The organism is Kitasatospora sp. LaBMicrA B282, assembly GCF_050325825.1.
GTDB lineage: Bacteria > Actinomycetota > Actinomycetes > Streptomycetales > Streptomycetaceae > Kitasatospora.
Genome location: NZ_JBNQTI010000047.1, coordinates 37,198 through 50,706, shown reverse-complemented (window position 1 = coordinate 50,706; position 13,509 = coordinate 37,198). Strand labels below are relative to the sequence as shown.

Annotated in this window: 13 protein-coding genes and 1 pseudogene; 4 read left to right on the top strand and 10 right to left on the bottom strand. The window is 76.4% G+C overall.

Annotated elements, in window-relative coordinates:
* The 4 genes and pseudogenes from ACQRUO_RS15940 to ACQRUO_RS15925 all read right to left on the bottom strand — a co-directional run.
* Positions 1-273 (bottom strand): annotated as a pseudogene (locus tag ACQRUO_RS15940) (hypothetical protein); the annotation flags it as partial.
* A 230-nt stretch (positions 274-503) separates the two neighbouring features.
* Positions 504-1,832, bottom strand: coding sequence for a cryptochrome/photolyase family protein (locus ACQRUO_RS15935; RefSeq protein WP_428316560.1), 1,329 nt, complete (start codon positions 1,830-1,832; stop codon positions 504-506).
* 116 nt (positions 1,833-1,948) lie between these two features.
* On the bottom strand, positions 1,949-3,748 hold the full coding sequence (locus ACQRUO_RS15930) for an NRAMP family divalent metal transporter (RefSeq protein WP_428316559.1): 1,800 nt from the start codon (positions 3,746-3,748) through the stop codon (positions 1,949-1,951).
* A gap of 153 nt (positions 3,749-3,901) precedes the next feature.
* Entirely contained in the window at positions 3,902-4,879 is a 978-nt protein-coding gene (locus ACQRUO_RS15925; RefSeq protein WP_428316558.1) for an NAD(P)H-quinone oxidoreductase, read from the bottom strand.
* Positions 4,880-5,096: 217 nt separating this feature from the next.
* Between ACQRUO_RS15925 and ACQRUO_RS15920 the strand changes: the two genes are divergently transcribed.
* Complete coding sequence (locus tag ACQRUO_RS15920) at positions 5,097-5,717, top strand: cyclodeaminase/cyclohydrolase family protein (RefSeq protein WP_428316557.1); 621 nt, start codon at positions 5,097-5,099, stop codon at positions 5,715-5,717.
* Entirely contained in the window at positions 5,714-6,571 is an 858-nt protein-coding gene (locus tag ACQRUO_RS15915; protein ID WP_428316556.1) for a bifunctional 5,10-methylenetetrahydrofolate dehydrogenase/5,10-methenyltetrahydrofolate cyclohydrolase, read from the top strand. Before ACQRUO_RS15920 ends, ACQRUO_RS15915 begins: the two co-directional genes overlap by 4 nt.
* Positions 6,572-6,593: 22 nt before the next feature.
* Here the strand turns inward: ACQRUO_RS15915 and ACQRUO_RS15910 are convergent, their stop codons facing one another.
* The 6 genes from ACQRUO_RS15910 to ACQRUO_RS15885 all read right to left on the bottom strand — a co-directional run bounded on the left by ACQRUO_RS15910 (position 6,594) and on the right by ACQRUO_RS15885 (position 11,898).
* Entirely contained in the window at positions 6,594-7,544 is a 951-nt protein-coding gene (locus ACQRUO_RS15910; RefSeq protein ID WP_428316562.1) for a potassium channel family protein, read from the bottom strand.
* A gap of 77 nt (positions 7,545-7,621) precedes the next feature.
* Positions 7,622-8,878, bottom strand: a complete 1,257-nt coding sequence (locus tag ACQRUO_RS15905; protein WP_428316555.1) for a molybdopterin molybdotransferase MoeA — start codon at positions 8,876-8,878, stop codon at positions 7,622-7,624.
* Positions 8,875-9,192, bottom strand: coding sequence for a DUF6457 domain-containing protein (locus ACQRUO_RS15900; RefSeq protein ID WP_428316554.1), 318 nt, complete (start codon positions 9,190-9,192; stop codon positions 8,875-8,877). Before ACQRUO_RS15900 ends, ACQRUO_RS15905 begins: the two co-directional genes overlap by 4 nt.
* Positions 9,193-9,411: 219 nt before the next feature.
* Positions 9,412-10,053 (bottom strand): molybdenum cofactor guanylyltransferase, encoded by a 642-nt coding sequence (gene mobA, locus ACQRUO_RS15895; RefSeq protein WP_428316553.1) that lies wholly within the window; start codon positions 10,051-10,053, stop codon positions 9,412-9,414.
* Between the two features lie 22 nt (positions 10,054-10,075).
* Positions 10,076-11,098, bottom strand: a complete 1,023-nt coding sequence (locus ACQRUO_RS15890; protein WP_428316552.1) for an MBL fold metallo-hydrolase — start codon at positions 11,096-11,098, stop codon at positions 10,076-10,078.
* A gap of 176 nt (positions 11,099-11,274) precedes the next feature.
* The gene (locus ACQRUO_RS15885) at positions 11,275-11,898 is read right to left on the bottom strand and encodes a class I SAM-dependent methyltransferase (RefSeq protein WP_428316551.1); all 624 of its coding nucleotides are present in this window, start codon (positions 11,896-11,898) and stop codon (positions 11,275-11,277) included.
* A 206-nt stretch (positions 11,899-12,104) separates the two neighbouring features.
* Between ACQRUO_RS15885 and ACQRUO_RS15880 the strand changes: the two genes are divergently transcribed.
* Together ACQRUO_RS15880 and ACQRUO_RS15875 are read left to right on the top strand one after the other, a co-directional pair.
* Positions 12,105-12,431 carry a DUF1330 domain-containing protein gene (locus tag ACQRUO_RS15880; protein WP_428316550.1) on the top strand — a complete coding sequence of 109 codons (327 nt, stop codon included), beginning with the start codon at positions 12,105-12,107 and terminating at the stop codon, positions 12,429-12,431.
* 85 nt (positions 12,432-12,516) lie between these two features.
* Entirely contained in the window at positions 12,517-13,401 is an 885-nt protein-coding gene (locus ACQRUO_RS15875; protein WP_428316549.1) for a sigma-70 family RNA polymerase sigma factor, read from the top strand.
* Positions 13,402-13,509 lie beyond the last annotated feature (108 nt).

The window sequence follows — 13,509 nt, the reverse complement described above, 5'->3', positions numbered from 1 at the left end:
AGGGGTGGCGGGGGCGGCGGCGGTGGGCCCGGTGGCGGGCGCGGTCACCGGGGAGCCGCCGCTCGGCGGGCGGGCGGCGCCGCCGTCGGGGTCGGGGTCGGTCGCCGCCGCCCCGGGAGTCGGCCGCAGCAGCGGGCGGGTGATCCGGGCCGACGGGTCGGTGCGGTCCGCCGGGGCGGTGATCGGCGCCGGGGTCGCCACGGCGGTGGCCGCAGCGGCGAGCTGGGCGGCGCCGACCGGGATCAGCAGCGAGAGCAGCGCCGGGGCCAGCACGGACGACCGGCGGGAACGGGGTCGAAAGCGAGGACGCGCCGACGGCGGCAACACGAGCGGGGAGGACGAGAACGGGAACTCGACCACGGACGTAGTCCTTCCGACGGCCGGGAACCGACGGCACCCGGCGGGCGGGACTGCTCCGCACCAGCGTCACACAGGCGGCCGCCCCGGGCATGCCGAACCCGGCCCGACACCCGGATCCACTGCGCCGGACGCCGACGCTGCGCTCAACGCCGCAGGTCACGGGCGAGGCGCAGGCGGGTGGCGAGCTCCCCGGGGTCGATCACCGGCGCCGGGTAGTCCGGGCACCCGCCGAGCAGCCAGGGCCGGTGCACCGCCCGCCCCGGGACACCGGCCAGCTCCGGCACCCAGCGGCGCACGTAGCTGCCCTCCGGGTCGTGCCGGTCGGCCTGGAGCAGCGGGTTGAGCACCCGGTTCGGGCGGGTGTCGGTGCCGGTGCCGGCCACCCACTGCCAGTTGAGCTGGTTGTTCGCCAGGTCCCCGTCGACCAGCAGGTCCAGGAAGTGCCGGGCGCCCAGGTGCCAGTCCTGGTAGAGCGTCTTGGCCAGGAAGGAGGCGGTGATCAGCCGGGCCCGGCCCGGCAGCCAGCCCTCCGCGGCCAGCTGGCGCAGCCCGGCGTCCACGATCGGGTAACCGGTGCGGCCCTGCCGCCAGGCCTCCACCTCGCCGGCCCGGTAGGGCCAACGGTCGCCCCGGTCCCGGTAGTTGCGCCAGGCGGCGGCCGGGCGGGCAGCCAGCAGCTGGTGGTGGAAGTCGCGCCAGGCCAGCTGCCGGACGAAGGCGTCGGCCCCCGGGCCGCCGTGCCGCACGGTGTGCCGGAACAGCTCCCCGGCCGACAGGCAGCCGAAGTGCAGGTACGGGGAGAGCCGCGAGGTGCCGTCGGCCGTCAGGTCGTCGGACAGCTCCTGGTAGCGGTCCACCGACCAGGCCCGCCAGCGCCGCCGGGCCTCGCTCTCGCCACCGCGCGGCAGCCGCGGCGAGTCGGGCCGCACCGCGGGCAGCGGCACCCCCGGCACGGCCGCCGGCACCCGCACCGCCCGCGGCACCGGGTGCTGCGGGCGCCGGGCCGCCTGCTCCCAGGCCCGCAGGTAGGGGGTGAAGACGGCGTAGTGGTCCTTGCCGGCCGGGGTCACCTCCCCCGGCGCCAGCGCGGTGAGCGAGGCCCGGTGCACCCGCAGCCGCCCGCCCAGCAGCTGCCGCAACTCCCGCTCGCGGCGGGCGGCGAAGGCGCTGACGCCGGCCGCCAGGTGCACGCTCTGCGCCCCGGTCGCCGCCACCAGCTGCGCCACCTCCTCGGCCGGCCGCCCCTGCCGGACCACCAGCCGGCCGCCGAGCCGCCGTAGCCCGGCATCCAGGTCGACCAGGCAGTCCACCAGGAAGGCCATCCGGTTGGGCACCGCGAAACCGGTGGCAGCCAGCTCCCGGTCCAGCACGAAGAGCGGCACCACCTGCTCCGCACCGGTCACGGCGGCGTGCAGCACCGGGTTGTCGTGCAGCCGCAGGTCCTGGGTGAAGAGCGCGATGCTGACGGTCATCTCTGGCGGGGTCCTCGGCTCGGGCGGCTCGGCGTCCCGGACAGGCCATCAGACTCCCGCCCGCACCACCCGGTCCGCCGCCTCGGCGGGTTGTTCGAGGCGGCCGAGGGGACCGGTCAACCCGCGTACGTCTGAACGGTCTTGACGCCTACCAGGACCACCGCGAGGAGCAGGTAGCCGCGCAGGGTCAGCAGGCCGGCCTTGCGCAGGGCCGAGAACGCCGGCCGGGGCAGGGTCTCCAGGGCCGGAGTGCGCCAGGTGGTCCGGTCGTGTTCCAGGGTCGCCCTGCGCTCGGTCCGGTTGAGCGGGGAGCCGTCCCGGTGCTGGACCTGCATCAGCCAGACCTCGCTGGCGGCCAGGGTGGCGACGCTCGGTTTGGCATGGCGGGCCGTGAAGGCCGCCATCCGGGCCAACTGCTCCGTGTACTGCATGTGGAGCATCACCAGGACGCCGCCGACCAGGCCCAGCAGGGCGCCCGCGGCGAATCCCAGGGCCAGCTCGGTGGTGGTGATGTCGGGGAAGAACGTCGTCGCGGTGAGGGCCAGCGAGAGCAGCACCAGGATCCAGACGATGACGCCGGCCGCGACGTTCTGCCGGGTGGTGTTGACCCACGGGCCGAGCACCGGGCGGTCGTTGCAGAGCAGCAGCAGGAACACGGTGGCCGAGGGCAGCAGGACCCCGGCCAGCGCCTGGACGCCCTGCACGATCAGGCCCTGCACGTGGGCGTCGGAGGTGAGCGTGACGACCGAGGCCAGGCCGATCAGCGCCGCGTAGCCGAGGTAGAAGAGCGGCGCCTCGCCGACCCGCCAGTGCAGCGAGTGCCGCCGGCGGAAGGTGTCGCCGAGGGTGTACGTGGTGGCGAGGCCGACGGCGTTGGCGCCGATCAGCGAGGCGTCGAAGAGCACCAGGGCGAACAGCGCGCCGGCCGCCCGGCCGCGGTGCGCCCGCAGGCCGTCGACGACCCCGCCCGCGTCGGTGAAGTGGCCGAACAGGTCGGTGCCCCGGAAGGCGAAGGCCGCGGTGGCCATGATCGCGACGGCGCCGAGCGTGACGGCCGCGATGCCGATCCACAGGTCCGCGCGCTCGTAGCGGATCCAGCGCGGGGTGATCCGCTTGTCGACCACGTTGGACTGCTGGAAGAACAACTGCCAGGGCGCCACCGTGGTCCCGACGATGGACACGATCACCAGCAGCAGCGTCGAGTCGAGGCCGCCGGGGAACTGCGGCACGATCCCCGCCGCGGTGTCGCCGAGCCCCGGGTGCACGAGCAGGACCATCGGGAGCATGACCACGTTCAGGGCGATCAGCGCGAAGAGGAACCGCTCCCAGCGCCGGAACGACCCACCGGCCACCACCGCGAACAGCAGCACGGCCGCGAGCGGCACCGAGACGGGCGTCGGCACACCGAAGTGGTCCAGCGCCTGGGAGACCCCGATGAACTCGGTGACCAGGGTGAGCGCGTTGACCAGGAACAGGTCCCCCACGCTGAACATCCCCCAGAACCGGCCGAACCGCTGGAAGATCAGCCGGGCGTGGCCGACCCCGGTGACCGCGCCGAGGCGCACCACCATCTCCTGGTTGACGTAGAGCACCGGGACCAGCAGGGCCAGCGTCCACAGCAGGCTCATGCCGTAGTCCTGGCCGGCCTGGGCGTAGGTCGCGACTCCGCCGGCGTCGTTGTCGCCGACCATGACGATCAGACCGGGGCCCATGATGACCAGCAGCGCCCGCAACCGTTGTGCCGGCGACCGGCGGCTGCCGCTGTCGTGCCGCCCGATCGATCCGAGCGCGCCGACGATGTCGCCGACGTGGGCGCTGTCCAGCACCGCACCGGCGGCGGCCGCGGCCGGCCCAGGTGTCGAGCCGTCACGCCCGGGTGCTCGTGTGCGGTTCGGGCGGGCGGCGTGGAAGGCCATCACTCATCCTTCTCGACGGCGGTGACTGCGACCGGAACGACGCTACGGGCCGAATGTTCCGATCGGCTGAACACTTCGCGGACCGCGCATCACAACGGCCTCACGCGCCGTGCCGCCGGGGGGATCCCCCCGGGGGGGGGGGCCCCCCCGCCGTCACACCTGCAGCACGATCTTCCCCACCTGCTCGCCCGCCTCCAGGGCCCGGTGCGCCTCGGCCGCGTCGGCGATCGGCAGCACCCGGTCGATCACCGGCTTCACCACCCCCGACTCCAGCAGCGGCCAGACGTGCTCGCGCACCGCCGCCACGATCGCCGCCTTCTCCGCCAACGGGCGCGGCCGCAGCGAGGTCGCCACCACCGCACCGCGCTTGGCGAGCAGCTTGCCCAGGTCCAACTCACCGGTGCGCCCGCCCTGCAGACCGATGATCACCAGCCGCCCCGCCATCGCCAGCGCGTCCACGTTCCGCGGCAGGTACTTGGCGCCCATGATGTCCAGGATCACGTCCACCCCGTGGCCGTCGGTCGCCTCCCGGACGGCCGCCACGAAGTCCTGCTCCCGGTAGTTCACCAGGACGTCGGCGCCCAACTCCCGGCAGCGGGCCAGCTTCTTGTCGCTGCCCGCGGTGACCACCACCTTCGCCCCCACCGCCTTGGCCAGCTGGATCGCCATCGTCCCGATCCCGCTCGCCCCGCCGTGCAGCAGCACCGTCTCCCCGGGCCGCAGGTGGGCCACCATGAAGACGTTCGACCAGACCGTGGTGGCGACCTCCGGCAGCGCGGCGGCGGCCACCAGGCCCAGGCCGCGCGGGATCGGCAGCAGCTGGCCGACCGGCACGGCGACCTTCTCCGCGTAACCGCCGCCGGCCAGCAGCGCGCAGACCTCGTCGCCGACCGCCCAGCCGGCGACGCCGGGGCCCAGCGCGACGATCCGCCCGGAGCACTCCAGCCCCGGGTAGGCGGAGGCGCCGGGCGGCGGGGCGTAGTGGCCCTGGCGCTGCAGGGTATCCGCCCGGTTGACCGCGGTGGCGGCGACCTCGACCAGGACCTCGCCCTCGGCGGGCACCGGGTCCTCCACCTTGGCCCAGACGAGTGCTTCGGGACCGCCGGGCTCGGGAATCGTGATTGCGTACATGGCTCGAAGCTACTCGCCGATCCGCCGGGGCGGCAGCAGGGTCACGCGGCGTGCCGACCGGAGCGGGCGCCGCGGCTGCGGCACCGGGTCGGGCGGCGCCGCAGCCGCCCTCCGGCGGCCGCCGGTGCCGGCCCGGAGGCCGGTGCCCCGACCCACAACTGACGGATCATCAGCCGTGCGACAATGCGCGTACCGACCCTCGCGAGGAAGAGCCGCCGTGCGCGACGACACTATCGTTCAGTTCCTGGACCGCCTGGCCGATCGGGTTCCCGCCCCGGGCGGCGGCGCGTCCGCCGCGCTGCACGCCGCGCAGGCCGGCGCGCTGCTGGCGATGGTGGCCCGGTACAGCACCGGCGAGAAGTACGCGGCCCACCAGGCGGTGGTGGAGCGGATCATCCGGGAGGCCGACGCGCTGCGCGCCCGTGCGCTGACCCTGGCCGAGCAGGACGCCGCCGCCTTCACCGCCGTCGCCGACGCCTACCGGCTGCCCAGGCACGACGACGCCGCCAGGGCCGCCCGCTCGGCCGCGATCAGCGAGGCGCTGGTCGGCGCCGCCCGCCCGCCGGCCGAGGTGATCACCGTCGCGCTGGACGCGGTCGAACTGGCCGAGGCGCTGCTGCCGATCGGCAATCCCAACGTGGTCACCGACATCGCGGCCGCCGCCGAGGCGGCCCGCGCCGCGGCCGCCACCGCCCGGGTCAACGTGGAGGTCAACCTGGCCGGCATCCGCGCGGAGCGCACCCGGGAGGCCCTGCTGGCCGACACCGCCCGGGTCGACGAGATCGCCGCCCGCGCCGAGCGGATCACCGCCGCCGTCCGGACGGAGCTCGCCAAGTGACCGCCGCCGAGCTCTCCGGCGCCGAACTCGCCGCCACCGTCCGGGCCGAGGCCACCGCCCGGGCCGCCGAGCTGACCGCCGCCGGTCGCCCGCCCACGCTGGCCGTGGTGACCGCCACCGCCGACCGGTCGAGTGCCTGGTACGTCCGCTCGATCGTCCGCGCGGCCGAGCGCTGCGGCCTGGCCTGCGCGGTGCACGACCTCGGCCCGGACGCCGAGCCCGCCGCGATCGCCGCCGAACTGGCCCGGCTGAGCGCCGACCGCGCGGTGCACGGCGTGATGCTGCAGACCCCGCTGCCGGCCGGCACCAGCCTGGAGGAGCTGGCCCTGTCGATCGCCGTCGAGAAGGACGTGGACGGCGCCAACCCGCTCTCGCTGGGCCGCCTCGCCAGCGGTCTGCCCGCCTTCGCCCCGGCCACCGCCGAGGCCGTGGTGGCGCTGCTGGACCACCACAAGGTCGAGCTGAGCGGCCGGCACGCCGTGGTGGTGGGCCGCTCCACGGTGGTCGGCAAACCGGCCGCCCACCTGCTGCTGGACCGGGACGCCACGGTGACGGTCTGCCACTCGCGCACCCGCGAGCTGGCCGCGGTCACCGGCACCGCGGACGTGCTGGTCGCGGCGGTGGGCCGGCCCGGGCTGATCACGGCCGGGCACGTCCGCCCGGGCGCGGTGGTGATCGACGTGGGCACCAACCCGACCCCGGAGGGCGGGCTGGTCGGCGACGTGGCGCCGGACGCCGCCGAGCGGGCCGGCGCGTTGACCCCGGTGCCGGGCGGCGTCGGCCCGGTCACCACCGCGCTGCTGCTGCGGCACACGGTGCTGGCCGCCGAGCGGGCCGGCGTCGCGCGCGGCTGACGCCGGGTCCCGTTCGCGCGGCTCAGTCCCGCTCGGGCCGGGCCGCGCGCTGGATGGTGATCACCCGGTCGGTCGACTGCAGCACCGCGGCCTCGGGGTCGGCGAAGTCGAGCACCCGCCGGCCCCGGACCACCGCGACCACCAGGTCCGAGCAGGTCCGCGGGCTCTGCCCGGCCTCGGCCCGGGTCACCGGGCGCTCCACCACGTTCAGCCCGCGGCCGTAGGTGAGCAGGTCCTCCATCACCGCGCCGGCGTGCGGGCTGAGCATCGACATGCCGAGCAGCCGGCCGGCCGAACTGGAACTGGTCACCACCACGTCCGCGCCGCTCTGCCGCAGCAGCGGGGCGTTCTCGTCCTCGCGGACCGCGGCCACCAGGGTGGCCGCCTTGTTCAGCTGGCGCACCGTCAGGGCCACCAGCACCGCGGTGTCGTCCCGCTCGGTGGCCACCACCACCTGGGCCGCCCTGGGCAGTTGGGCACGGAGCAGGGTGTCGGTCCGGGTCGCGTCGCCGACCACGCCGACCAGCCCGTCCGCGGTGGCGTGCTCCACCACCCGGCGCTGCGGGTCGACCACCACGATCGACTCCTTGGCCACCCCCTGGCCGAGCAGCGTCTGCACCGCGCTGCGGCCCTTGGTGCCGTAGCCGACGATCACCGCGTGGTCGTGCACCGCTGACCTCCAGCGTCCGATCCGCCACTGCCGGCGGGTCCGTTCGGCCAGCACCTCCAGCGTGGTGCCGACCAAGATGATCAGGAAGACCACGCGCAGCGGCGTGATCACCAGGATGTTGGCCAGCCGGGCGCCGTCGCTCACCGGCGTGATGTCACCGTAGCCGGTGGTGGAGAGCGTGACGGTGGCGTAGTACGCGGCGTCCAGCAGGGAGAGCGTGGCGTGCGCGTTGTCGTGGTAGCCGGCCCGGTCCAGGTAGACGATCAGCGTGGTGGCCAGCAGCACCGTCAGCGCGACCGCCATCCGCAGCCCGACCTGGCGCAGCGGCGGCGCAGCACCCCGGGCGGGCAGCTGGACCAGGCCGTCCGGCTCCGCGCCCCTCACCCCGGGACCGCCAGCAGCTCCACCCGCTCCCCGGCCGCCAGCCCGCCCGGCGGCACCACCGCGAGCGCCTCGGCCAGCGCCAGACCGCGCAGCATCGCCGGGCCGTCGAAGGCCAGCGGCACCGGCCCGTCCGCGGTCAGCCGCACCGGCAGCAGCCGGGTGTCGGACGGGTGCCCGGCCAGCGCGGCGCCGAGCCGGGCGAACCGACCGGACGTCACCGGCGCGCCGGTCAGCGCCGCCAGCAGCGGCAGCGCCAGGGTGACCGTGCCGGCCACCGCGGCCAGCGGGTTGCCGGGCAGCCCGACCAGGTGGCGCACTGGGCCGCCGGGCACCGCCGGCGGCAGCTCGGCCAGCAGCATCGGGTGGCCGGGACGCACCGCGACCCCGTCCACCAGCAGCCGCGCCCCGCTCTCGGTGAGCGCCGCGTGCAGGAAGTCCACCGGCCCCGCCGCCGTCCCGCCGGTGGTGACCACCACCTCCGCCGTCGAGTGGCGCACCGCGTCCCGCAGCAGCGCGAAGTCGTCGCGCACCGCGCGGCGGCCGAGCAGCTCGGCGCCCGCCGCGGCCAGCCAGGGCGTCAGCAGCGGGCCGAGCGCGTCCCGCACCCGGCCCGGGCCCGGCAGCCCGGACTCCAGCAGCTCGTCGCCGAGCACCAGCAGCTCCACGGTGGGCCGACGACGCACCGTCAGGCTGTCGTAGCCGCAGGCGGCGGCCAGGCCCAGCACGGGCGCGCTGACCCGGGTCCCGGCCGGCAGCAGCTCCTCGCCGCGGCGGCACTCCTGCGCGCGCGGGCGGACGTCCTGCCCGGGCACCGGCGCACCGGGCACCGTCGCGTGCAGCATCCCGGCGCGGCGCTCCTGGGGGCGCTCGGCGTGCTCCACCCGGCCGTGCTCGCGGCGCAGCACCGCGTCGGCGCCCGGGGGCAGTTGGGCGCCGGTGGCGATCCCGGTGGCCCAGCCGTCGGCCAGCGGGGGCGGGGTGCGGCCCGCCAGCACCCGGCCGGCCAGCCGCCACGGTCCGGGGCCGGCCACCGCCCAGCCGTCCATCGCCGAGGTGTCGAAGGCGGGCAGATCGGTGAGCGCGGCCAGCGGCTCGGCCAGGATCCGGCCGAGCGCGGCGGCCGGCTCGCAGACCTCGGCCGGCTGCGGCCGGTGCGGGGCCCGCCCGGCGATCGCGCGGGCCCGCGGCCAGGGCGCCACCGGGGTCGGGGTGGCCGTGCCGGTCGTGTCCAACGGGGGCGCGGCGGCGCTCACGGCCGGGTCCCGGGTTCCGACTCTGCGCCCGGGTCGGCGCCCGGGTCGGCGCCCGGGTCGTCGGCCGCCCGCTCGGCGGCCCACCGCTCGGCCAACGCGGTCAGCCGGGCCACCGCGACGCCGACCGCCGCCGGCCCGCCGCCGTGCGCGGCGGCGGCGTAGCCGGCCAGGAAGGTGGTCAGCGGCGCAGCCGGGCGGTCCACCCCGTGCGCGACCACCCGGGCCAGATCGAGCAGTTCGCGGATGTCGGCCTTCGGGTCGATCCCCAGCTCGGCCGCGGCCTCGGCCATCCAGTCGTCCAGCGTGCGTTCCATGGTGGTCCATGCTGCCTGATCCACGGCCCGCTGCCGTGTCGCGCGGATGAGCGAAGCGGGTCGTTTCGCTCACCACGCCCGAACGGCGTCGGTGAGGTGCGCCGGTCCCCCGGCCCGGCAGCCCGCGCCCGGGCCGTCCAGCTGCCCCCACCAGAGCCGCTCAACCGCCCGCGCCCAGCCCGCGCCCAGCCTGTGCTCAGCCGCTTACGCCCAAGCCGCTCAACCGCCCCCGCCCGGGCCCTCGCGTTCGGCCCGGCGGCGGGCCCGCTCCAGGTCGTCCCAGGTGTCGCAGTCCACCGCCACCGCGTCGGGGTCGGCCAGCCGGGTGGTGCGCAGCGTGCCGGTCAGCGCCCGCAACGGCTTCCCGGCCGGCTCGCCCAGGCGGGCGAGCGCGGACCGCAGCGCGGCGGTCCGGTAAGCGGCCGCCAGCGGCTGCTCGCGCCCCTCGGCGTCGACCAGCACCGCGGCGTCCACCTCCCGCTCGCCGCTGGCGGCCACGGCCGCCACCAGCCGGCGCACCGTGCGGGCGTCCAGGAACGGCAGGTCGGCGGCGAGCAGCAGCACCACCGCCGCGCCCGGCTCCGGGTCGGCCAGTGCGGCGGCGACGGCGGCCACCGGTCCCCCGCCGGGCGGCTGCTCCCGGGTCCACCGTGGGCCACCCGCCGGCGGGTCGGCCGGCGCGGGCCCCACCACCACCGTGCGGCCGGCCCCCGCACAGGCGGCGAGCACCCGGTCCAGCAGGCTTCGCCCGCCCACCGTCAGCCGTGGCTTGTCCACTCCGCCGAGCCGCCGGGCCGCCCCGCCGGCCAGCACGATCGCGTCGTAGGGCGGCAGTGCGCCGCCCGCGCCCCCACTGGTCATGACCCCAGTATCGGCCGCCCCGCTACCGCCCCTCGTCCGCCCCGTCCGCCCCGCCCGCCTCGCCCGCCCACTCGTCCGGCTCCGCGCCGGCCCGTCCCGCCTCCGCCGCCTCGGTCGCCTCGGTCGCCTGCGCGGCCCGCGTGACCGCCCCCGCCGCCCCGGTGGTCAGCACCGCCGGCAGGGTCAGCTCGCCGTACCGCTCACCGACCGCGGCGACCAGCGCCTCCGGGTCGTCCGGGTGCTCGGCCAGCAGCCGGTCGAAGTCCTGGAGGTACTCCCCGGTGAAGGCGAGCACCGGGGCCGCGTCGTCGACCTGGTCCGGCGCCCGGTGGCCGGCGATCACCCACTGCGGGTCCAGCTCGGCGATCCGGCCCAGGTTGTGGATCCAGGCGGTGCGCTGCCCGGGGGTGGTCTCGGCGGTCCACACGTGGGTGCCGTTCCAGGCCAGGTCGCCGGCGATCACGGTGCGGGCGCTGGGCACGTGCACCACCGTGCTGGCGGCGCAGTCGCCCTGACCGAGCATCAGCACCCGGATCAGCTGGCGGTCGAGCATCAACGGCTGCGGCCGCAACGGCATGGGCAGCACCGGGGTGTCCGGGATGTCGTCGCCGTGCACCGCCCGCCACCGCCGCACCTGGTCGGCCGCCGTGGCGGCGATCGCGGCCACCACCGGCGGGGCGGCCAGCACGTGGGCCTGCGGGAAGAGCCGCAGCACCTCGTCGGCGCCGAAGTAGTGGTCGGCGTGCGCGTGGGTGATCACCACGGCCAGCAGGTTGCGGCCCTTGCCGGCGATCCACTCGGCCAGCTCGCGACCGGCGCTGCGGGTCAGTTGGGCGTCCACCAGGATCGCGTCACGCTGACCGATGATCAGACTGGAGGTGGCGAAGTACGCCGACTCGGGACCGGTGAAGACCTCCACCGCCAGCGGCGGTGCGGGCTGCGCCACCGCCGCGCCCGCCGGGACCGGGGCCAGCCCCCGCCGGTCGATACCGGTCCCCGCGGCCGGCTGATTCGGCGACGGGGACGGCGGAGGCGACGACGTCACGGGTTCTCCCTGCTCGGCGGCTCACCCCGGCCCCGGGCCGGGCGGGGACACTGTCGGCACCAGCATGGAAGGCGACCCCCGCCGCTGCCCGGCAGGCGCGCCCGGGCGGGTGAGCCCGCGCGACACGCCGCCGGCGCTCGGGTCCCCGCCGACAGCCCCTCACCTGTCCGTTCCGATCACCCGTCCGTGCGGACCAGCCCCAGCTCCGTCCAGCGCACCGCGCCGCGCCCGTGCAGGTCGCCCCGCTCGCCGCGGTGCACCAGGCGCAGCCCCGCCGCCGCGGCCTGGGCGACCACCTCGGCCCCCGGCACCTCGAACATCCGCCGCCCGGCCGGCACCGGGCCGTGCCGCAGGGTCAGCACCAGGCAGCCGCCGGGCGCCAGCAGCCCCGCCACGGTCAGCATCGCCGCCGCCCGCTCGGCCGGCGCCAGGTGCATCCAGACCGCGGTGAGCATGACCAGGTCGTACCGCTCCGCCTCCGCCGCCAGCCTGGCCAGCCCGGGCAGCGCGTCGTCGACCCAGCGGATCCCGGCCGCCGGGTGCAGCCGCGCACCGTGCGCGCGCAGCTCCGCGACCGGCTCCACCGCGGTGACCCGGTGCCCGAGCGCGGCCAGCGCCGCGGCGTCGCGCCCGGTGCCGGCGCCCAGGTCGAGCACCCGGGCGGGCGCGCTCGGCAGCAGGTGCAGCACCTCGCGGTGCACCTGCGCGAAGCTCACCGCCTCGTACTGCTCGGCCAGCGCGTCGGCCTCCTCCCGGTACCCCGCGGTGCCGGGTACCGGCCGGTCGTCCGTCTCCGTCATCCGGGTCTCCGTCATCCGGCCAGATTAGGGATCACCGACCCATCGGGGACACCCCTACCCACGTCGCCCCTACCTACGGCTGACCGATTCCGGCCGCCGCCGCGCTCCGTACCGTCGGAGACACCAGACACCAGACACCAGACACCAGACGCCAAACACCGAAGACCCAACACCCAACACCGACCGCCCCGACACCGGAGGACACCATGACCGCGTACGCCCTCGGCCACCTGCACACCGTCGACTTCAACGCCGAGATCGTCGAGTACCTGGAGCGGATCGACGCCACCCTGGACGCGTTCGGCGGCCGCTTCCTGGTCCACGGCAACCCGATCGACCTGCGCGAGGGCAGCTGGGCCGGCGACCTGGTGATCATCGAGTTCCCCGACCTGGAGCTGGCCCGGGCCTGGTACGACTCCCCCGCCTACCGGGACATCCTGGCGCTGCGCACCGAGAACGCGGTCTGCGACGTGCTGCTGGTCGGCGGCGTCGGCGCCGGCTACCGGGCGGCCGCGAGCCTCGCCGCCCACTGACGGCCGATCCGCGAGCCGGTCCTGTCACATCGGGGAAGTCCCAAACGTCACCCCTCTGACGAAAGTCGATGGGAGAATGTGACCGATGGACGAGATGAACTTCCTGGCGGACCGCTTCGAGGCCGACCGGCCCCATCTGCGGGCGGTCGCCTATCGGATCCTCGGCTCGATGAGCGAGGCCGAGGACGCGGTCCAGGAGGCCTGGCTGCGGCTCAGCCGCTCCGACACCAGCGAGGTCACCAACCTCAGCGGCTGGCTGACCACGGTGGTCGGGCGGGTCTGCCTGGACCAGCTGCGCACCCGGAAGTCCCGGCACGAGCGACCGCTCGACGACGACGGCTACGAGCGGCTGCCCGACCCGGCCGTCACCCCCCTGGACAGCGACCCCGAGCAGCAGGCGCTGCTGGCGGACTCGGTCGGCCTCGCGTTGCTGGTCGTGCTGGACACCCTGGCCCCGGCCGAGCGGCTCGCCTTCGTGCTGCACGACATGTTCGCGGTCTCCTTCGACGAGATCGCGCCGATCGTGGACCGCACCCCCGCCGCCGCCCGCCAACTGGCCTCCCGGGCCCGGCGCCGGGTGCAGGGGGCCGCCCCCGCCACCACCGCCGACCTCTCCCGCCAGCGCCGGGTCGCCGACGCCTGGCTGGCCGCCTCCCGCGGCGGCGACTTCGAGGAACTGCTCGAACTGCTCGACCCGGACGTGGTGATGCGGGTGGACACCGGCGCGGTCGGCGGCCGCTGGCTGGTCCGCGGCGCCCAGGAGGTGCTCAGCCGGGCCCGCACCTTCTCGCACCTGGCCGAGTTCGGCCACGCGGTGCTGGTCAACGGCACCATCGGCCTGCTCACCACGCCGGACGGCAAGCCGTTCTCGCTCACCACCTTCACCATCCGGGAGGACCGGATCGCCCAGATCGAGATCATCACCGCCCCCGAGCGGCTGGCCGAACTGCAGCTGATCGAGCTCAGCTGACGGCGCACCGGATGACCTGAGGGCGGCGGCCGGCAGGCCGGTCGGCTCCAGCGCGGTGAGCGCCGCGTCCAGCCAGCCGAGCTGGTGCGGCCCCAGCAGCCGGCGCCG